The sequence below is a fragment of the Paenibacillus sp. NPDC057934 genome (genome assembly GCF_042887565.1).
In the GTDB taxonomy this organism is placed as follows: Bacteria; Bacillota; Bacilli; order Paenibacillales; family Paenibacillaceae; genus Paenibacillus_AQ.
In genome coordinates this window covers 54,510-74,069 of record NZ_JBHVPB010000012.1, presented here as the reverse complement: position 1 = coordinate 74,069, position 19,560 = coordinate 54,510, and the positions used below count along the sequence as shown (strand labels likewise).

Below are 19,560 nucleotides of genomic sequence, written 5' to 3'. Positions count from 1 at the left end.
TAAATAGACAGGAGCGATCACAGATGAGTTATGCAGGACTAAAAGGAAAGCACGCGCTGATTACAGGCGCAAGCAAAGGAATTGGAAAGGCGGTGGCACTCGAATTCGCCAAGGCCGGGACGAACGTGATGATCAATTATATTGGCGATGACCAGGAAGCACTTGAAGTGAAAAAAGAAGCCGAGTCCTATGGCGTTAAAGCCGAGATTCATCACGCTGATGTCAGTGATTCCACCCAAGTACATGAGATGTTCGAGGCATTCGACAAGTTGTTTGGCACACTGGATATACTCGTGAACAATGCGGGGATTGCCCAGGCCGTAACGGTCCGTGACATGACCGATGAGCAGTGGGACCGGATGATTAAAGTACATTTATATGGAACTTTCTATAATGCTAGGGAAGCTGCACGCCGCATGTGGGACAATAAGGCCGGCAAAATCATCAACATCTCCTCTGACTTAGCGAGTCTCGGTTGTGAAGAATTCACGCATTATTCTGCAGCTAAAGGCGGTATTACTTCTTTCACCAAAGCTTTGGCACGGGAACTTGCCCCGCACATTAACGTGAACTCCGTAGCTCCAGGTGGAACACTGACCGACATCCTCGCTGACTTCGGTGAAGGCTATGAAGAGGAAGAAGCGGCCAAATATCCGCTGAAGCGTCTGGCACAACCACAGGAAATCGCCAAATCCGTTCTGTTCCTTGCTTCCGATGATGCCAATTTCTACACAGGGCAAGTGCTCGGTGCCAATGGCGGCAGTGTAATGAACTAATTCTCTCAAGTCATCTCATGGTAATCACTGGAGGAGCACAACATGACAGCTATTATTGTATTTCTCATTTACTTGATATTTATTTATTACATCGGCTTCAAAGGGTACCAAAAAATCAAAACCGCAGAAGACCTGCTCGTCGCAGGCTGGAGCATGCCGCTCTACGTGGTAGCCGGCAGTCTCCTCGCTGCCATGCTAGCCGCACCGTTCTTTTTCGCCGCTATCGGCTCTGGTTACACCACCGGCGGCTTCGAAGGAACAGCAACGATGGCCGGACTTGGAACATGTATGGTACTTGGCGCCTTCATCTGGACCCGGCCACTACGCAGATTGAAGGGCTGGACCATTGCCGACTATTACGGCCTACGCTATGCCAGTAAGAAGCTGGGGGCTTACTCAGGAACTGTAATGACCGTCGCTTTCGGCTTCTTTAATGCAGGAGCCCTGACAGTCGGAGGAACCTACATCATCCAAGCGATCTTCCATCTTCCTTTCATCCCGGCTGCCCTGTTGTTCGTGCTTCTGACGGCGCTATATTCCATCATTGGCGGACTATGGGCAGTTGCCTATACGGAAGTCATTCAAGGACTTCTCTCCATCGTGGGAATTCTGGGGATTACCATCGCAGTTATTTACTCGTACCACGACAACATCTTCCATCCTGATTGGTGGAACGTGAGTACACTATTCAATAAAGGCGGCGCTACATTCTGGAGCTTGTATCTAGTCCTAGCCTTCGGCGATATTCCTGCGGCTGACTTAGGACAGCGGGTAGCTGGAGCCAAGAACCCGAAGATTGCCCAGCGGGGGATGATCATCTCCGGAGTCATTGTAATTTTAATTAGCTGGATTCCTGGCATGCTAGGCGAAGCCTTTAAATTTATTTACCCAGGTAGCCAGAATCCGGAGAATCTCATGCTGGCATTCGCACAAGGTTACTTCCCGCCGCTAGTCTCCGCGATCTTCCTGACTGCGCTGGCTGCCATGGGAATGTCGACGCTAGCCGCTTGCTTCGTCGCTTCCTCCGGGGTGTTCACCAAGAACATTTATCTGGATTTCATCAATACAAACCCTGAACCAAAGAAGCTGCTTCGCGTCTCGCGGATCGGAATTGCAGTTAGTGCCGTTATCGGCTTCATCCTGGCGATTAACTTTCAACAGATCATTAATCTGGCTTACCTCGCGTGGGATATCATCTTCGTTACGGTCTTCTGGCCGCTCGTTCTAGGTCCATTCTGGCGGAGAGTCTCCACCATTGCCGTGTGGGCGAGCATCACCGTCGGCCTGCTTTACTACATCATCACTTCCTTCACCGGGATACCTGGATGGACTACCGAATCCACTGGATTCTTTGGTCTAGTGACGGAACTCTGGATGATGCCGGGCATTTCCGGTGTGGTTCTGTCGGGCATTACCATTGTATTGTTCAGCTTCATCTTCCCGGCAACGCCTGCTGTCCTCGAAATGTTCAATAAACAGAAGGACGCTTCACTGGATGAAGTGAGTGGTACGGATGACATTAATTCCGGTTTTAGCACTCATGCGAAGGCTTAAAGACCTGTCATCTTAAATGAATTCAATAAAAGAAGGGCTGTTACCGAATCTTCAAGATCCGGTAACAGCCCTTTTAACTGAGGCTAAAGCGTCTCTGTAGTGAGCGTAAACCCTTCAATCACGGCATCTTCATCAACCTCAATCAAGATACAGCGTCTCCCCTGATAATTCACCTGCTTCACATACTTTAAATCCTGTGGACTGATTGAAATCGTGGCTACCTTTGTATCAATCTTAATCGATTTGGTAGTGAATTTCGGCATCACGCTGCTCGCCTTCATCTCATAATGCTTATTGTCGACGATCGTTTCAAACGCCCGTTCCACTTTCTCCGAAGTCACATTCTCTACGCCGCTTACCGTTAGGACGCGTTCCAGATCTTTATAATCGAGCCGTGGAGGTTCTTCCTGGTCTTCATTTGTCTCGATGACCTGATAGATTTCCTCATACACCTGTGCGAGGGTGGTTGCGTCAATTTGTTCCCCTGCCACTTCCTTCACGATATCTTCGAAAATAGCTCTCTCCTCCAGTGCCGTCACAGATCTTTCGGCATTCAAGACCTGCTCGATGAAATGCGGATCTGGAAAGTTCGATTTTCCCGTACAATACAGAATGCGGTTCACATCGGAATAATTGTCCGTCACGCTCGGATAAAAGAAGCCCTGCTCCGGCGTACTTAATTTGACGATCGGATCTACAATGACATTGTATTTATATTCCTTCTCCACATAATCAAATAAGAGAGCTTTCCGTTGCTTCTCCGTGGAATTCACGCTACATAAAATGAACGGATGCGCGAACATTTCGTTCTTCTCGCTTTCCTCAGCTTCATCGTTTCTATCTTTAGTCGGCCGGTAATATTGTCCACGAACGAAAGTGACCACCGTATCCCGTTCATAATGGGTATCCGCCATCATTCTGTCCACCAGCAGCAGCATCAAGTCCTGCCATTCTTCCGGATCACCTGTCACTAAAGCTTGGTGAAGCATTACCTGCGTCGGCTCCTCCGCTTCCGCTTGAAACTTCAATTCGAACAACTTCTGATCCAATTCGCCGGTCAGCAGCTTTTTAAAATTGCCCATGTATAGCTCCTGCTTCTCTCGATCCACGAGTCCAAACGGTTGGCGCTCCCAATGATAGATTTCGTTGCTTTCCTTCATAATATACACGTTGAGAATATCGTAAATACTCATTAAATCGTGATCCAGCTTAAATTGCTTACGTATATGCGCGACTTCTTTCTTTATCATGATTCGTTAAACAACTCCTAAGAAGTAAATTGGTCTTATCAGTATAAATGATATAAAAAACCTTCGCTATATAAGACGAACTTAGAATGACTTTAGACCATGAATAGAAATCTTTTGCCATGCCAATTTTAACATGTTACAATAAAACAAATTAAACAAAACCCATTGGAAAGGTGTGTTATAAATGAGCTCAACTCGTATTTTAGAAGAGGTTTCTGCAGAGGTTCAGCCTTACCGCAGCAATGAGAACGGTGTATCGTCATTGTTTTTGAACCGCTGGTCGCCGCGTGCATTTGAGGATCGCAAAGTATCCGAAGAAGATTTAAATGCGGTTTTGGCGGCCGCTCATTGGGCACCTTCCTCATATAATGATCAGCCATGGAGGTTTGTAGTGGCTAAGACGGAGGAACAATTGGCTGTATTTCATCAGTTCTTGGGCGAGTTCAACCAGCTTTGGGCGTCCACAGCGCCAGTGCTCGTTCTCGTAGCTTCCGATACCAAACGTGAGAACGGCGATCCTAATGGAGCGCATGCATTTGATGCAGGAACTGCTTGGGGCTATTTGGCACTTGAAGCAACGCTGAAAGGACTTGCTACGCACGCCATTGGCGGATTCGACCGCCAGCAAGCCAAAGCAGCCTTGAATTTGCCTGAGCAGTACGATCTTCATGCCGTCATTGCCATTGGCTATCAAGGAGATAAAAGTAGTTTACCTGCTCCGATTCAGGAGAGAGAGGTCCCGAGTGGCCGAAAATTGCTTAGCGAAGTCGTTTTCGAAGGAACTTATAAATAATTCTCCACTTAAAAACGGTCTTCATCCTCGATGGATGAAGACCGTTTATTTTTCACGTGTATGTAAGGGTGCGTAGATTTCAGGTGGGGATTTCTACTCTGCGTTTATAAATGCCTTCACCTCGTCATTAAAATCACTGTAAAACGCTTTAGACATATTTTCATTACCAGTTCTTCTAGAAATCCGATTAATCTGCATTGCAGCTGTGACACTATTCGTTAATGTAACAAACTTCTTTGGTTTTCCATCACTAATTCCAACAGTAGTATCATCCCAAACTTTATTAACTTCTGGTGTCCAAACTCCGCTAGCTTCACGATTGTCGATCACAATTGCCTTTGTGTCTTGATCTCCAGCAGATGCTTTTAATAATTCCGAAATTGCATATGCTTCTTCAATGGTTACACGAAAGCTTGTATGTTTAATATAAAAAATCCCATTTTCTTTCCAATAAGTTGTTGTTTTAGGTAATTGACTATCAAATGTATACATAGACCTCATCCTTCCTCAAGCGCTCTAAATTCAGCATAGATTGTGAAACTGGCCCAGAATATAGAAAATATCTGTACACTCCCTAAGATGGTTGTACAACCAATCCAACTTGTGGAATGACAGATGTATAATTATTATACTGATTTTATGCTTAATTTACCAGAGGCAGGGGTTACACGTAATGGAAATGAATAAGCAGACGATTCAATCCGAAGTCATGCCAAAAGGCTAGCCTTATTTATTTTCTTTTATATTCGCTTATTGTCATGCCCGTCCATATATGAAATGCTCTTACGAATGAATTTAAATCTTGATACCCTAAGAGGTAAGCTATCTCATCAGAGATCATATCCGAATTTTTCAAATAATGCCTTGCAAGTAGTTCTCTTGTATGGTTTAACTGTTTCTGAAATGATGTGTTTTCTTCCTTTAATTTTCTTTGCAGTGTTCTTTTGCTCCAGCCTAATTTTGATGACACATCATCTATATTTCCTTCTCCTGCCGGTAAAAGCTCTATGAGTGCACTTCTAACTCTAGCGGCATAAGTGTCATCTATATCCAATTCATTAAGTCGTCTTCTTAATTCTGGCTCGAAATATTCCCATATGGCATCATTTTGGCTTATAAAAGGACGAAGTGCATCTTGCTTGGATATCGTCAGCATATTTCTTGATCCTGTTGTAGGTCTTACTCCAAAGAATCTATCATAATGATCATGATCTAGCTTATGCTGTGTCATCACTTCTTTTGGTACAATATGAGTTTTTGTAGCATTTCTCATCAGTTGTACTAAAAACACCATTTCTGCCGCAATTAAAAACTCTGGTGTTTCATATTCTTCATTTTCAAAACTCATCTCTAATGTTATGTCATTCATATTTTCGTTAATTACAAAGACTAACGGGCCTATAAGTTTTTTATATGTTGCTATTCTTTTCATACAAATTAGCATATTCTTACTGCAATAAGCTGCAAAAACAGGTGGAGAAAATGTTTCCACACTTTCTAATGTACCAATCTTTATTGGTGTGCACTCATCAATTGACAGCTCTTTGAGGGCTTCCATAAATCTTATATATTCAATAACTGTTAATGAAGATATTTGACGATTAAATAAATCTTCAGGCAGGTCGGATTTTTTCAGTGCCTCTGTAATTGATATACCGGCATTTTCTATTAGGTCTGCAAATTTCCTGTTCATTAAAACTCTATTATTAGACATGTACCCCTCCCTAATTATCCGTTCCTGCTTAAATGAAAGACTATTTTTTTTGCTGCATTTGATATATTTGTTTCAACATTACCTTTTTAGGAATTAACGGTGTCATTCCGATCATAACTCTTTGAGAAGCTGAAACCCCTGAGATGACATTTAATTTCCCCTCTAACATGGAATCATATCCTTTTTTTGCTACAACATATGGACTTACTGTCTTAGCAAACAAAGGTGTATTCACCAAATCAGCTGCTTGAGCAAATTCTGTTTCCATTCCTCCAGGTAATAATGCTGTCACTGTAATGTTTGTACCATGTAATTCTTGCGCTATTGCATTGCTAAAGGACGTAACATAAGCTTTCGATGCATAATAAACTGCTTGCAATGGCCCAGCCATAAGTGATGCTGTTGACGATACATTCATTATTTTCCCACTATTTCTTTTTACAAAGTCAGGCAAAAACAATCTCGTTAAACTAGTCAGCGCTACGATATTAACTTGAATCATCTGTAAATCTGATTCCATTGGACGCTCGTGGAAATAACCACGTCCTCCAAATCCGGCATTATTTATGAGGTAATCCACCTGTATTCCTGCCTTTTTTACCTCGTTATAAATCTCAACAGGTGCTTGAAGCAAATTTAAATCCTTAGCAATAACTTTTACCTTAATATTATATCTCTTCTCTAATTCTTGCTTGAGTTCATTTAACTTATCTTCTCTTCTCGCAATGATAACAAGATCCCCGCCTTTTGCTGCGTGAATTCGAGCAAATTCTCTTCCTGTTCCACTAGATGCTCCTGTAATTAGCGCTACTTTCCTATTCATGTCTAATCCTCCTATTATTCCACAGATGCAATTTGTCTTGATCACATCTATAGATTCAACTTAACCTTGTGTTAAGAATTATATTCTTTATCACATGCGATTTTAACGGCATTTCACGCCATTATTCCTTCAATTCACGCCAACCTAGGCAGCAAGGAATTAATAAGCGCAAAGTTGAGTTGGAATCCATTATAGAAAAGCAAAAAGACACGGAAGGGCAATTCCGTGCCTTTAAGAAACCCATCGTATTGTTCGCGCAACCTGAGCTTCCTTCAACCGATCATTGAACAGCATTGTTCTATTCGAATGCACCTTAATATTATCCCTCTACAAAAGAAATTCCGGCAAAGTTACGCTGCCTCATTGCGGATGGGGGTATCCCATACTTCTTCTTCCAGACTTTTGAGAAATGCGAGACATTTTCAAATCCTGTCGCGTAACAGACTTCCGTTATGGATATTCCCGAATGAGTTAATAGTTCCTTGGCCTTCTCTAACCGACGGTTACGGATCCATTGAATTGCAGGCTCATTATAGATCTTCCGAAATTCCCGTTTGAAGGTCGATAAGCTCCTTCCGGACAAATAGGCCAGATCCTGAAGCGATACGGGGTTAAACAGATTCTTCTCTACCACCTCTACAATGCTTGTAGGGCGTTGCTGTCTCAGCTGCAGAATTTGGTTCAATAATCCTTTGTCCGCATCTAATATATCAAATAGAAGCTCCAGCATTTTCAGCTTAATTAATTCGTCTTGAATGGTCTCAGGCTTTTCAAAATAGGGCTTGATTGATGCAACATAGCTTAACAGGCGCTCATTCACCGAATGAACAGCAGTCGAAGCAGGCGCTACAGACTCGGAAGAAGGAAAACTGGATATTTTCATAAACTCGTGAAGCAATTCATCTTTCAGAAAGAACATCACATAATCCAAGACATGCCTTGAATCCGCTTCCCCATACTTCTCATACTCAACGGCGATGCCTTTATGCAAAAGCAACATTTCATTTTTCCTTACCATATATTTCTGCTCACCGTATCGGACGATGTAGACCCCTTCCAGAACAACCAATAAAACATGGTCCTGCAGATACATCCTTCCGGTCTTGATATCTGAATAGCCGCATGCCCCCATGACCGATAATCCTTTCAACTTCAGCATGCTAACGCTAGCTATACTCTGAGGCATCTTCACAGCCTTTCTAATTACTGACCCCATTCACCTCACTCCTTATCTGAGTACAAGATAACACAAAGACATCCAGACAATCCAATGCTCGTTCGATTGAGCCGAATTGACAACAAAAATGACCTGTACGACAAAGCTTTAAAACTTCAGCTCGGTTACTATGAGGATAGAAGTTATGCAACAAGCAAAATATATGTAGAACGAACAGATACAAAAATATGAAGGAAAAGGTGTGGAAAAAATGACAACTGTAAAAAAACTATCCCTTGAAGAAATTGCTGACCGTGATGCAATCCGCGATCTTGTAGATGCTTATGCATTCTGTGCAGATACGAGAGACGCTGAAGGTCAAATGGCTCTATTCACTGAAGATACGCTGTTTAGAGTATTTATGGATGAGCGTCAGGCAGAACCAGATCAAGTCATTAATAGTAGACAAGATTTGTTCCCTGTGTTTGACAATCTGAACACCTATACCTCCACCATGCATTTTAATGGTCAAAGTAAGATCACCTTGTCTGGCGATACTGCAACTGGGACAACCTATTGTTTCGCTCATCATTTAACAGTTGATGGAGATAACAAAAATTTGATGGTAGCAACGATCCGATATTTCGATGAGTTCGTCAAAATCAATAATGCCTGGTTCTTCAAGAAAAGAGATCTCAAGGTTGCATGGGTTGAAACTAAACCTCAACATAGCTAAATCGCCCGCATGACCGTTTTCCCCCGAGGCTTAATTTACTTGTAAATTCTGCTCGATTGTTCCAACAACTCAAAACACCTGTTAATACCGGACTCTTAATGCCCAGTATTGACAGGTGTTTTAATTTATAACAGCGAGGAAATATTATTTCAAAATCGTAGGTTTTCTCATAGGTCATTAGCTCTCCATTGCTCGGATACATAAATATAACGATTACCTTCTTTTTTGACGTACCCGAATGCAGGGAAATCCATATGCATGCCTGTTACCCGGATTCTTTCCTCTGATGCAAAGTCGAGCAATTTAATACGAGTTCTTGACGCTTGGTCAGCATCAATATCCATAGCGAACTTCAATTCTGGCTGTGACATCTGGATGGTTGCATTCTGAATGATATCCCCCCAAATTAGCAATCTATCTCCTTCAGAATCTATTAGATATGCGGTATGACCAGGTGTGTGTCCATGGGCCTCTATTGGGGTTATCCCAGGAATACCAACTGAATCGGAAAAAGTCACAATATCACCTTTATACGGAGCGAGCGCTGATCGAGCCATTTGGACACTCATTTTTCCTAAATCGTCCTGGAAACGATCCTCAACATTTTCACTCATCCAAAATTCGTATTCCTTCTCATGTACAATGACTTTGGCGTTAGGAAAAGCTCTGGTTCCATCTGCCAACAACAAACCATTCACATGATCTGGATGCATATGAGTCAGAAGTACGGTATCGACATCATTTGTTGAGTAGCCAGCAGCTATTAGATTATTGATTAGATGGCCTGCCGTTGGCCCAAAACTTGATCCAAACCCCGTGTCCACTAAAGTAATATGTCCATTGTTATTAATAATAAATCCATTTGTATTCATGTGTGGAGGCACTGCTTGAAGGTGTTCTCTCAATATTTGAATGGGTTCATCTTTTTCTAGTTCAAAGAAAGCGTCCAATGGAAATTCCAAATTCCCATCTGATAGTACCGTAACGACAATACCACCGATTTTTTTATGAAAAACGCTAGGGACTTGAGCTAAGGGTTTATAATTCGTACTCATTTTCGCTCCTCCTTAAACAACAACCGTTATTTATAATACACTTGTCATGATATCAGTCTGCATTATTGTTTATCAACCAACAACATTGCCCTTCCGTCGTATATCAAACAATTCGTTAGGATTTGTTGCCTTACTATATGGTTTACAAGATTATGTCCAACAAAAAATCCAACAAGATTTACTTGTTGGATTGACTGCATCACTAGCGTTGCATAAACCATATTAGACCGTCCTCTATCTCTTCAAATTAAAAAACGCTCTGGCTGTCTCTGTCGTTACCTTGGCAACCTCTTCCACCGATTGACCAATGCAACGCGCTGCAGCCTCCAAAATATGAGGCAGGTAGGCTGGCTCGTTCCGCCCATCCACCGGCTTTTCTTTTAAATCACGCGGGGTCAAAAATGGTGCGTCCGTCTCGATCATCAACCGGTCCAGCGGAATCAGCTTCACCAGTTCCTTCAAATGTTTCCCTCTTCGTTCGTCACAAATCCAGCCAGTTATACCAATATAGAGACCCATCTCCAGATACGCGATAAGCTCTGCTTGGGTTCCGGTAAAGCAATGGACAACAGCTTTGGGGATTGCCTGTTCCTTAAGAATGTCCTTAAAATCTGCAGCCGCTTCCCGTTCGTGAAGGAACAACGGCATGTCCAGTTCAACAGCCAGATTAACCTGCTCCCTGAACCATTTTCGCTGCACATCCCGCGGGGAGAAATCACGATTATAATCCAGACCGCATTCACCTATCGCTGCCACTTGCGGAAGTGCCGCTAATTCCTTTAACTTCGCAATCGTATCCTCATTGCAGCTCTTGGCATCATGCGGATGCACACCCGCTGTAGCATAGAGCTTCCCCGGGTAACGACCAGCATAACGGGCCGCTTCCCCGCTGTTCCTAAGACTTGTTCCGGTAATAATAAGCGGACTAACGCCCTTAGCGACTGCTCTCTCCACCACTTGCTCACGATCTTGGTGAAACGAACGATGCATCAGATTGACGCCGATATCGATGATAGGTTGATTCATGATTGTCGCACCTCTTGTTCATCAGATTCTAAGGCCGAGCAGCACACAGGCGGCACGTACTCTGCCAACCAGACTTCATTTCCTGCATAATAGAAGTTGATACCTAACTGCTGTGCACGCTTAGTATCCACTTTAAGTATAACTAACGCGCCCCTGCGACTCCCGGCCAATGTTGCAAAATGAGTCCCTTCCGATAAATGAACATACTGCCTGCTCATTGGGCTCAGCCCTTCTTGCAGAATTGCAGGCAGAGCCTTCTGATTCGTACCATGATAGAGCAGCACCGGAGGCTCACCGGGGGCATACTGAATTTTATCGTGACTATGACCATATCTTGCTCTGATCCGGTCATCCTTAATTTCAAAACGCTGTTTGTCCGATTGACGAACCACCTGCTCAATATCCGCTAAAGTAACCCCCGACCACTTAGACTGGGCTTGAATTGCCTCCAATAAAACACTCAGCGGACACGATCCATCTCCAGAATCCAGAATTACACCAAACTCCCCAGGAGCATGACGGAGAATCTTGGTCATTAACTTGCTTAAGCTTTTTTCTGCAGCTTGATTTAACATTTACCTTCACTTCCTAAATTCCTTTTTCACTTCAACTTCCATTAACCGCATTATACTCTGCTGTCACCTTAGGGGGCGGTAATTTTTGATTATAGCTGAAAAATCCGGCTTGTTATACTCTATCGTTCCCCCCTGCAGATGCTCCATTAGCAGCCAAGTTTGTTGTTTCCCTTCACTCTCTTTTTGGACTCTTTTATCACTTCATATGGAATTTCTTGTGAAGAAATAGGTGTCAATGAATTGTACCTCCGAAGATCTATTGGCAACGCCTCACATTGTAATTTCTACCTATGAATCTTTATTTTATAACCATTCTTTATCACTAACTCCACAATTATCTTATGGTATCATTACTTTAACGTTTAAATATGGAAGGAATCAACAATCATTAATGAGCCGATTGATTCATTGGCTTAATCTCTTACATTCGTCGTTTACTTTAAGGGGGGACCTTACTTGGAGACACCTAGATGTAGCTTAACGAGATTACAACAAAGCGACTATCAAGCTGTTAAAAGTCTTTATGGGAACGAACAAGTCAGAACATACTTAGGTGGAGTAATCCCCGAGGAGCATGCATTAAGTAAATTTATAGATACATTACAACGTTCTGAAACAGAGTCACATTATTGGACCATTCGACTGAAGCACAATGATGAGTTTATAGGTTTAGTTTCTTTGGAACAACATATTGACGGTCAAGATACTGAGATCTCCTATGAGCTCCTCCCCCATTCCTGGGGACATGGGTACACCAAAGAAGCCGTTAACCAAGTCCTCGCTTATGCATTCAATGAATTGAACTTAAGCAGAGTTATTGCTGAGACTCAAACGGCTAACCATTCTTCTTGCAAGCTTTTAGAAAGAGTAGGCATGAAATTAGATCGTAAAGTCATGAGATACGGCGCTGAGCAAGCGATTTATGGGATTGATAAAGTATAAGTTTAGAACGGAGCGTTAAAATATGAAACGTACGGAGATTTCCTTTGATATTGAGACCGTCCCCACAGCCATCAGGCAATATTTAAAAGGAGCAACCATTTATGACAGCAGCTCTTCCGAAAATGCAAAAACACTGTTTGTTTCGGGCAATGAACGTGCTTTTCTGAAAATAAGCGAACGAGACTCGCTTGAACGCGAATATAAAATGACCTCTTTTTTACATAACCATCATGTCGCACCTACTGCCATAGCCTATGAATCGGATTCAGATTATGATTATCTGCTTACAGAAGCGGTAAAAGGTGAGGATGGAGCAGCCGCACATCACCTAGAGAACCCCAGCGGATTAGTAACCGTGTTCGCGGAATATCTAAGAATGCTGCATTCACTGCCTACTGAGGGATGTCCTTACAACCATAGAACGAAGGAAATTTTAAATGAGGCGTATGTTAAGGGGAGCGAATGCAGTCTCTTGAATACGTTCAATTACTCTCCCGCAGACAATGTGATCATTCATGGAGACTACTGCTTGCCGAATATCATCATGGATCACTTTTCGCTCAAGGGGTTTATAGATCTGGGATATGGCGGGGTTGGCGACAGACACTACGACTTATATTGGGGAATATGGACTCTCAACTATAATCTGAAGACCGATCAGTATAGAGATTTGTTTTTGGATGCCTATGGGCGCAGTGATATTGATAATGAGGGATTGAAATACTTCACGGAATTGGTTCGATTGACAGAATAAATCCGTAATTTGATTTAACAAAAAGAGGGGCGATGACCCCTCTTTACTTATTTTGCTTAATGGTGATTCTTAAATCTTACATCTTCCATGAATGAACGGACCTGAATATCACAAATACGAAACATATAAATGGATAAAATATATTACATTATGATAAAAATAATTTACATATTGATATAAATACATTACAATACTAGCAAGGAGGGGAAATATGGATATTAATGGAGAGCTTCAAAATAACGTATACCTCTTAAGAGCCACCCAAAAATGGTCACAACAAGAGCTTGCTGATCGTTTAGGTGTCAGCAGACAAACTATCGCTTCAATCGAAGCAAATAAATACAACCCATCCTTAATCCTTGCATTTAAGATCGCCAAATTATTTGACGTTGAAATCACAGAAGTATTTCAGTTTGAGGAATATGAGGAGGAATCAGAATGAAATGGTTAGAAGTAGCCGTTTGGGTCGTTGCTTTCATTGTCACCGTCTATAATCTTTATTATGAAAAAAGATTTTCGAAAGAAGAAGGAATGGATGAACGCGGTGAGATGATACGGGGCTCCTCAGCAAGGCTTTCGTTTTCAATCATTTGCTTACTTATTAGTCTCCTAATCTTCTCCGACTTTTTTATACAATATTCATTTCAAATGTACAAATTATTAGTTGCTCTAGTCCTGATCGCTTCCAATGTTGTATCTTTCGTTACATTGAATAAAATCCGCAAAACTTACTAATCCCTCGACCATACTATTCATTAGTGAAAACAGCGACTCTTAAGACTCTCGTTTGTTGCCGTATCTTCTTTTTACTTCTGTGAATGTAAACGGCCGTAGACACTGCTTCTACGGCCATGGATACATATCTAAAAAATCAATTCATTTTTCCCTCAACATTAAAATTCATCCATACGTTCAAACCTTACAAGATCAGACTTAGGCAGCCCCATTTCCTTAGTCTTTACTCTGCAATAAAAACAAGAACAATGAATCTTCCCCTTAGCAAACTCCCCTGCAAACTTCACACGCCATCCGAACCGCTTAGCGAGCTTACTCTTTCGTTGGATCACTCTTTTTCGATGATGCCGATAATATGCTCGATTCCGATAACTAGATTTGTTTTTCATTCCATCACGCCCCTTGGTAAAAGGCCCAGCCTGCAAAAGAGCCAAGGGAATTAACTTCATCCCTTACAGGCCAGGTGTGATGAAACTACTAACTTGAACAAACAGCATATATAATCACCTCAAATTGATGAACTATTATGAGTATATCAATCCGCTCGAACTGGTCCAAGCTCTGTAAAAAAGGTGCCCTCTCTTGGAGACGGTAAAGCAATTTGCTGTTCCCTATTTGCTCCCCATCTTTCTCTCCCCAATAAGCGAACTCAGCCGCTCAAGCAGATCTCCACCGCCCGTTAAAGAGACGGAACCGACCTTTTCGCATATTTTCTCTAAAAACTCCAGCTCTTTCAACCGGAACAACGTCTGGTTCTCGTCCATTAGCTTCGCGGTATTCAGCAGGCTACGAGTAGATGCTGTCTCTTCCCGGCGTGTGATTAGATTGGCCTGGGCCTTCTTTTCCGCCATTAGGACCGTGTTTAAGATCTCTTTCATTTCTCCTGGCAAAATAACATCCTTAACTCCCGCACCCAGGAACTGTACGCCGAACTCTTCACCCTTCTCATGCATACGAGACAAGATGAACGACGCAACATCCTCTTTCCTTTTCAAAAGGTCGTCTAATTTAAGCGTCCCAACATACTCCCGCAGCATGAGCTGAAGCTGGACATGAATTTGCTCGTCAAACGATTTCATTTCCAAAGCGTGCAGCGGGTTTACAATCTTGTATTGGCAAACGAAGTTCAACCGTAGTGTAACTTTGTCCTCTGTCATGATTTCCTGGCCGATAAGATCCATTTGCTGTTGTCTCAGATCAATCTTCTTGACCATAACCAACACTGGGCCTTTCCAGAAGTAATACTTTCCGGGAGAAATCTCTCGTTGCTGAACGTGATCATAGAATAAAAATCCAGATTCGTTACTCCCGATTTCGAAGGCCTGCACATGGGCTGTAAGCTTCGATAAAATGGAACGATCTACCTCGGCAGATAGCTCAGCTTGTCTGGTATCTGTATGTATAAAGGTATGTTTTCTAAGTATGTTCCAAAAAGCATAGATACCCGGCTTAAGCAGTTGTACGAATTGCCCGTCCTCGTAACGCAGGACATACTCGTGGTCTTGCACTCGTACAATATTGAGTTCTCGCGCGAGATCCTCATCGTGAAGGAATAACTGCAAGTCTTTGTTCTCTACATCGAACGGTTTCGCGATATTCATTACCACAACTGTGCTTTGCGACCACGAGAAATAGTTGTACGTTCCCGGCATGAGTTTTTTAACATAACTTCCTTTATGAAAGAGCAAACCACGCTGGTCCGCTTGAATGATTACTTTTTTCAACATATTCTTTTCCCCCTTAATATTTCGACCATTGGATTAAATCCCACTGTGGTTTTGACGGAATCTCGTTTTAGCTGGACGATCTGCGAGTGATTTCCAAGGGTTTTGGGAAGAAGGCTGACTACACTTCAGTCGTCCTTCCTTCTCCTCCATCCAATCGAATTCCCCGGAGTTCGTTCCAGCGGTATCCACAGATTACAAAGCCAGCCTACAGTGCGCTCATACTAGCCGCTAGGGATTCTATCCACTGGTCTTTCTGTTGCTCAATTTTTTTGCTCGATTGAAAGTCGAGTATTCTACCAGAATCGCTCCCTAGGCGATTGGGGAATCGAACCCCAAATGGTGAATTCTTACCGAGCCGGATCGTACAGGATACCGTAACATACCATGTACGGCACTGCGGGATATATGGATATCCCCGCCTCGTTACGTCCGTCCGAATAAGAACCGATGCGTCTTGCAGTTCTATAATCGCTCATTTCGACCTAAAGGAACATGGTGAAAGTATTACGACTGGCTAGAGAGTTTAGACTATCCGCTTTTGATTGAACAGATAGCCGATATCCTTAGTGAAAATATTAAAAACACCTATTTTAAAAACAGGTGTTTTCCAATTTAAAGCTACTTATTTAGTCAACAATCAGCCAATTCAAATTGATTATTATATCTGTTTCTGTTGGCGAAATGTGCTGCTTTAAACAGTCTTGGACCCTAGTCCATACTGGAAGTACGTAGGGGTACAATGCACATGCAGTTCAATTCCCACATCAGCTGCAATTTTCTCAATCTCCTTGTCGCCAAAGAAATTCTTTACTATAGTGGCATGATCACCATTGTTAAGTTTCCGAACCATCGTTTGTCCAGATGCCCCCATTACATGAGACTCACAGGTTCCTGATACTTCTCGGTCATCGATAAAGAATATCTTTCCTCCGGTCTTCAAACAACGTGATACCATGGTGAAAAAGTCCCTCAGTCTTTCTCTTGGTAAATGCGATATCCAAAAAGTAAATGCAACTGAATCATACAGCTGATCAGGAGACCAACTGAAAAGGTCAGCAATGATCGTCCTCACATTAGGTTCAGCTACTACCGGATTATGCGAAAGCATTTCTTCGGAGCCGTCTACAACTGTCAGTGTCCGGGCTTCTTCTAAGAACAGACAACTCCAAGTACCCGTCCCCACCGCAAGTTCAAGAAAGTCACCTTCAAAGTGCTCAGATTTAAAAGCATCCTTAACCATGCTGATCTCAGCAAACCAGACCCGGTTGACTTCGTCTCCATGATTAAATGTGCCACGACGGTGCCACCAGTCGTCATACTCCGGAGCTCGTTCTCGATAATAGTTCAACTGATCCTGAAGCTGCCGATCTGTCACTCTTTCGTGCGAAGCACCTTCGCGCTCTTTTCTATTCATGCAAACACCCTTCCGTTCTCATCAGATACTCTGTAAAGTATTGTTATTATTGTAATCAGTCTTTAATCATAGATATAATATATTTTTTTGACTCATTCATATATTTAGTATATAAGTGGGCCTACATATAATTGGACCCTGCCGAATCTGTATTTTTTTCAATTTAATTTTTAACAAACCTATGAAATTGACCTCGTGGACATAGCTAAAAGAACCCTTACAATGAGTGAGGGTTCGGTAAATATTCTTTGACAGATAGTTTATTTTGAACTAGTGCTTCATCCTCAGATACTGGAACGATTTGTAGCTCCGTCACGGTCGCTATAAGGCGAGGGATTCATGGAAGAGCATATGTTCATCACGGGCGGTTTATTGCATAGGTTTAATTAACTCATTCCCGTTAACATCTAATAATTCATATGCCTGGCCTAACATTTCCTTATCCTTGCCGTACAAGGGATTAGTCTTATGCCCTACCCCACTTCTAGTTGTCATATAATTCAATTGATGTACCATGAATTCCGAATTACATAATACTATAGCCTTTTTGCTGCGTGCGATCACACTCTGTTGAAGCAGAACCGCTTTCTCAATGACTTCAGGAAAAAAAACAACAGGCTCCCCGTCCGATGCTTTCATGTCTCTGTGATCAACGAAAACACTTAATTCTCCCTCCGCAAAGTTAGAGACAATGCCTTTCCATATTTTCGATACATAATCCACATTTGCGCCGGTCAGTAATCCTTGTATCTGGATAGTAAGTAACTTTTGGTCACAGTCCAAATGATACTTGAATCGTTCCGAAATTGGGACTTCAACATCTTTCTTTAAAAAAACAGGGTTGCTTGGAAACCGCTCACTTGAAAACAAGTAATTCATTGGGACGCTCAACCCGTTTGCAATCTTCTCGATATTAACTAAGCTGATGTTACGCATACCACGTTCCACCCCACTTATATATGTTCGATCCAGTTCGGAGCGATGCGCCAGCAGTTCTTGCGAGATTCCGCTACGCAACCGCAGTTCCTTAACCCTGTTTCCAAACTCAGCAAGTATATCCATACAACAACCTCCAACAGGCTCTACTATATGTAAAATAAAGATTTGATTATGTATTCTTGAAATACTTTTGGAGAAATTCAATCTATGTGACTTATAGTCCGTGGATTGATTAATCTTTCATAACCTATACTTTAGTTAAGTTGATTTTAAGACAATCAGGAGGAATACATAATGTTCACAATCAATTACGATGAAAAAAAGAACAGGCTTTATCTCAAAATCTATTCGGTTACCAAGGATAATGTTCAACAATATGTCGATGAACTTACCGAAAACCTTAAAAAAACAAAACCTGGATTTACCGCCATTGGTGATTTATCCGAAGCCAAAGTCCTCTCCCAAGATGTAGCGCAAGAACTATCCACCTCAAATGAACTTGTCGTACAGTACGGACTTTCAACGGAAAAGAGTTGGGCCTCTGTTACAACTAGCTCCATTTATAGAATGCAAATGAAAAGAATGTTTGGAGGATTCATCAAGTTCTTCGATACTGTTGAAGACGCACATGCTTACCTTGATGCTCCGGAATTAACATAAATATTCATGAGCCAGTAGACCGCCCGAAATGGCGGTTTTTTCATTGGCGTTTGCCAAATTCGGCTCGGATAACCACAACTCATAACGCACAGACCTTACTAAGCCCTCTATGCTAAATATCGGACAGTTAGGTCAAAAGTTGTAGATTTTTGTCGTTTTTTAGTAGATGAGACTCAAATTCATTGGAAATAAAGAATTCTGGGATCCTATAATTTAGATGAACATAAAAAGGACCGTCAGGAACATTAGCTTCATGTTCGACGGTCTTCATTCAAAAATTTGTGGTGGTCCTCTTCGAGAACATCACATATGTGTAGCTATTTCAAGAACACACTGGTACGAAATCGCCAAATCCTTCGGATTGTGGAACTGTTCCCAATTCCTATTCTCTCGAAAGGCCAAGCATGGAGAGATGAAACTGTAAATCTCGCTTTTTATCCATTTGTACTATCATTGTATATTTTATCTTTTAGAGGCACAACATAAAAAGTACTTATAAGTAAAGTTTTATTCATTATCTTTTTTCATTTAATGGTCTGTAACGGTTAACTTCCCTCTTCTAACCTTAATGTAGAGGTGATCCCATGAATTTACCAGAAAGCGTCGGCAATCGCATTCGCGAGCTTAGAAAAGCAAAAGGATGGACACAAGAACATCTTGCCGAAGCAGCTTCGCTTCACTACAGCTACATAGGCGGTGTAGAACGAGGAGATCGAAACATCTCGTTAGAGACACTGGAGAAGATCATTGCAGCGTTTGAGGTTCCCGCTATAGAGTTCTTTCGCTTTGAGGATGCGACAGAACGCCGCAAGGTGCTGGACGAACATATTACATTGCTAAGCAGCAAAAGCGTAGAAGAAATAGCAGCGCTCACTCGTGTGGTCCGGGAAGTGATCGCTGCTATGAGTTTAGACAAGGGTGAGAAATAGAA

Annotated in this window: 21 protein-coding genes; 10 read left to right on the top strand and 11 right to left on the bottom strand. The window is 42.2% G+C overall.

Features of this window, described 5'->3' with window-relative positions:
- The first annotated feature begins 23 nt into the window (after positions 1–23).
- Both ACFVRY_RS25020 and ACFVRY_RS25015 read left to right on the top strand, forming a co-directional pair.
- Positions 24–776, top strand: coding sequence for an SDR family NAD(P)-dependent oxidoreductase (locus tag ACFVRY_RS25020; RefSeq protein WP_387502992.1), 753 nt, complete (start codon positions 24–26; stop codon positions 774–776).
- A gap of 42 nt (positions 777–818) precedes the next feature.
- A complete protein-coding gene (locus ACFVRY_RS25015) occupies positions 819–2,330 on the top strand; it encodes a sodium:solute symporter family protein (protein WP_387502991.1) in 1,512 nt (503 codons plus the stop codon).
- A gap of 83 nt (positions 2,331–2,413) precedes the next feature.
- Here the strand turns inward: ACFVRY_RS25015 and ACFVRY_RS25010 are convergent, their stop codons facing one another.
- The gene (locus tag ACFVRY_RS25010) at positions 2,414–3,580 is read right to left on the bottom strand and encodes a DUF4317 domain-containing protein (RefSeq protein ID WP_387502990.1); all 1,167 of its coding nucleotides are present in this window, start codon (positions 3,578–3,580) and stop codon (positions 2,414–2,416) included.
- A gap of 184 nt (positions 3,581–3,764) precedes the next feature.
- Here ACFVRY_RS25010 and ACFVRY_RS25005 point away from each other — a divergent pair, with 184 nt between their 5' ends.
- A complete protein-coding gene (locus ACFVRY_RS25005) occupies positions 3,765–4,373 on the top strand; it encodes a nitroreductase family protein (protein ID WP_387502989.1) in 609 nt (202 codons plus the stop codon).
- 93 nt (positions 4,374–4,466) lie between these two features.
- Here ACFVRY_RS25005 and ACFVRY_RS25000 read toward each other — a convergent pair whose 3' ends face one another.
- From ACFVRY_RS25000 to ACFVRY_RS24985, 4 genes are all read right to left on the bottom strand, one after another.
- Positions 4,467–4,865: a hypothetical protein gene (locus ACFVRY_RS25000; protein ID WP_387502988.1), complete on the bottom strand. Its 399-nt coding sequence runs from the start codon at positions 4,863–4,865 to the stop codon at positions 4,467–4,469.
- A 238-nt stretch (positions 4,866–5,103) separates the two neighbouring features.
- Complete coding sequence (locus ACFVRY_RS24995) at positions 5,104–6,087, bottom strand: AraC family transcriptional regulator (RefSeq protein ID WP_387502987.1); 984 nt, start codon at positions 6,085–6,087, stop codon at positions 5,104–5,106.
- 40 nt (positions 6,088–6,127) lie between these two features.
- Positions 6,128–6,910 carry an SDR family NAD(P)-dependent oxidoreductase gene (locus tag ACFVRY_RS24990; RefSeq protein ID WP_387502986.1) on the bottom strand — a complete coding sequence of 261 codons (783 nt, stop codon included), beginning with the start codon at positions 6,908–6,910 and terminating at the stop codon, positions 6,128–6,130.
- A gap of 319 nt (positions 6,911–7,229) precedes the next feature.
- Positions 7,230–8,069: an AraC family transcriptional regulator gene (locus ACFVRY_RS24985; protein ID WP_387502985.1), complete on the bottom strand. Its 840-nt coding sequence runs from the start codon at positions 8,067–8,069 to the stop codon at positions 7,230–7,232.
- A gap of 268 nt (positions 8,070–8,337) precedes the next feature.
- Between ACFVRY_RS24985 and ACFVRY_RS24980 the strand changes: the two genes are divergently transcribed.
- A complete protein-coding gene (locus ACFVRY_RS24980) occupies positions 8,338–8,802 on the top strand; it encodes a nuclear transport factor 2 family protein (RefSeq protein ID WP_387502984.1) in 465 nt (154 codons plus the stop codon).
- A 167-nt stretch (positions 8,803–8,969) separates the two neighbouring features.
- Here ACFVRY_RS24980 and ACFVRY_RS24975 read toward each other — a convergent pair whose 3' ends face one another.
- The 3 genes from ACFVRY_RS24975 to ACFVRY_RS24965 form a co-directional block, all read right to left on the bottom strand.
- A complete protein-coding gene (locus ACFVRY_RS24975) occupies positions 8,970–9,857 on the bottom strand; it encodes an MBL fold metallo-hydrolase (RefSeq protein WP_387502983.1) in 888 nt (295 codons plus the stop codon).
- A 234-nt stretch (positions 9,858–10,091) separates the two neighbouring features.
- Entirely contained in the window at positions 10,092–10,883 is a 792-nt protein-coding gene (locus ACFVRY_RS24970; protein ID WP_387502982.1) for a TatD family hydrolase, read from the bottom strand.
- Positions 10,880–11,458 carry an RNA 2'-phosphotransferase gene (locus tag ACFVRY_RS24965; protein WP_387502981.1) on the bottom strand — a complete coding sequence of 193 codons (579 nt, stop codon included), beginning with the start codon at positions 11,456–11,458 and terminating at the stop codon, positions 10,880–10,882. Before ACFVRY_RS24965 ends, ACFVRY_RS24970 begins: the two co-directional genes overlap by 4 nt.
- A gap of 456 nt (positions 11,459–11,914) precedes the next feature.
- Between ACFVRY_RS24965 and ACFVRY_RS24960 the strand changes: the two genes are divergently transcribed.
- The 4 genes from ACFVRY_RS24960 (at position 11,915) to ACFVRY_RS24945 (ending at position 13,889) form a co-directional block, all read left to right on the top strand.
- Positions 11,915–12,400, top strand: coding sequence for a GNAT family N-acetyltransferase (locus ACFVRY_RS24960; RefSeq protein ID WP_387502980.1), 486 nt, complete (start codon positions 11,915–11,917; stop codon positions 12,398–12,400).
- Positions 12,401–12,422: 22 nt separating this feature from the next.
- Positions 12,423–13,154 carry an aminoglycoside 3'-phosphotransferase gene (locus ACFVRY_RS24955; RefSeq protein ID WP_387502979.1) on the top strand — a complete coding sequence of 244 codons (732 nt, stop codon included), beginning with the start codon at positions 12,423–12,425 and terminating at the stop codon, positions 13,152–13,154.
- 211 nt (positions 13,155–13,365) lie between these two features.
- Positions 13,366–13,596: a helix-turn-helix transcriptional regulator gene (locus tag ACFVRY_RS24950; RefSeq protein WP_387502978.1), complete on the top strand. Its 231-nt coding sequence runs from the start codon at positions 13,366–13,368 to the stop codon at positions 13,594–13,596.
- Positions 13,593–13,889, top strand: a complete 297-nt coding sequence (locus tag ACFVRY_RS24945; protein WP_387502977.1) for a hypothetical protein — start codon at positions 13,593–13,595, stop codon at positions 13,887–13,889. Before ACFVRY_RS24950 ends, ACFVRY_RS24945 begins: the two co-directional genes overlap by 4 nt.
- 611 nt (positions 13,890–14,500) lie before the next feature.
- On the opposite strand, the gene ACFVRY_RS24940 is transcribed toward ACFVRY_RS24945, so the two are convergent.
- The 3 genes from ACFVRY_RS24940 to ACFVRY_RS24930 all read right to left on the bottom strand — a co-directional run bounded on the left by ACFVRY_RS24940 (position 14,501) and on the right by ACFVRY_RS24930 (position 18,092).
- Positions 14,501–15,616: a slipin family protein gene (locus ACFVRY_RS24940; protein WP_387502976.1), complete on the bottom strand. Its 1,116-nt coding sequence runs from the start codon at positions 15,614–15,616 to the stop codon at positions 14,501–14,503.
- Between the two features lie 691 nt (positions 15,617–16,307).
- Complete coding sequence (locus ACFVRY_RS24935; RefSeq protein ID WP_387502975.1) at positions 16,308–17,030, bottom strand: class I SAM-dependent methyltransferase; 723 nt, start codon at positions 17,028–17,030, stop codon at positions 16,308–16,310.
- A 369-nt stretch (positions 17,031–17,399) separates the two neighbouring features.
- Entirely contained in the window at positions 17,400–18,092 is a 693-nt protein-coding gene (locus tag ACFVRY_RS24930) for a helix-turn-helix domain-containing protein (protein ID WP_387502974.1), read from the bottom strand.
- A gap of 171 nt (positions 18,093–18,263) precedes the next feature.
- On the opposite strand from ACFVRY_RS24930, the gene ACFVRY_RS24925 reads away from it, so the two are divergent.
- Positions 18,264–18,629: a hypothetical protein gene (locus ACFVRY_RS24925; protein ID WP_387502973.1), complete on the top strand. Its 366-nt coding sequence runs from the start codon at positions 18,264–18,266 to the stop codon at positions 18,627–18,629.
- Between the two features lie 584 nt (positions 18,630–19,213).
- The gene (locus tag ACFVRY_RS24920) at positions 19,214–19,558 is read left to right on the top strand and encodes a helix-turn-helix domain-containing protein (RefSeq protein ID WP_387502972.1); all 345 of its coding nucleotides are present in this window, start codon (positions 19,214–19,216) and stop codon (positions 19,556–19,558) included.
- The last annotated feature ends 2 nt before the right edge of the window (positions 19,559–19,560 follow it).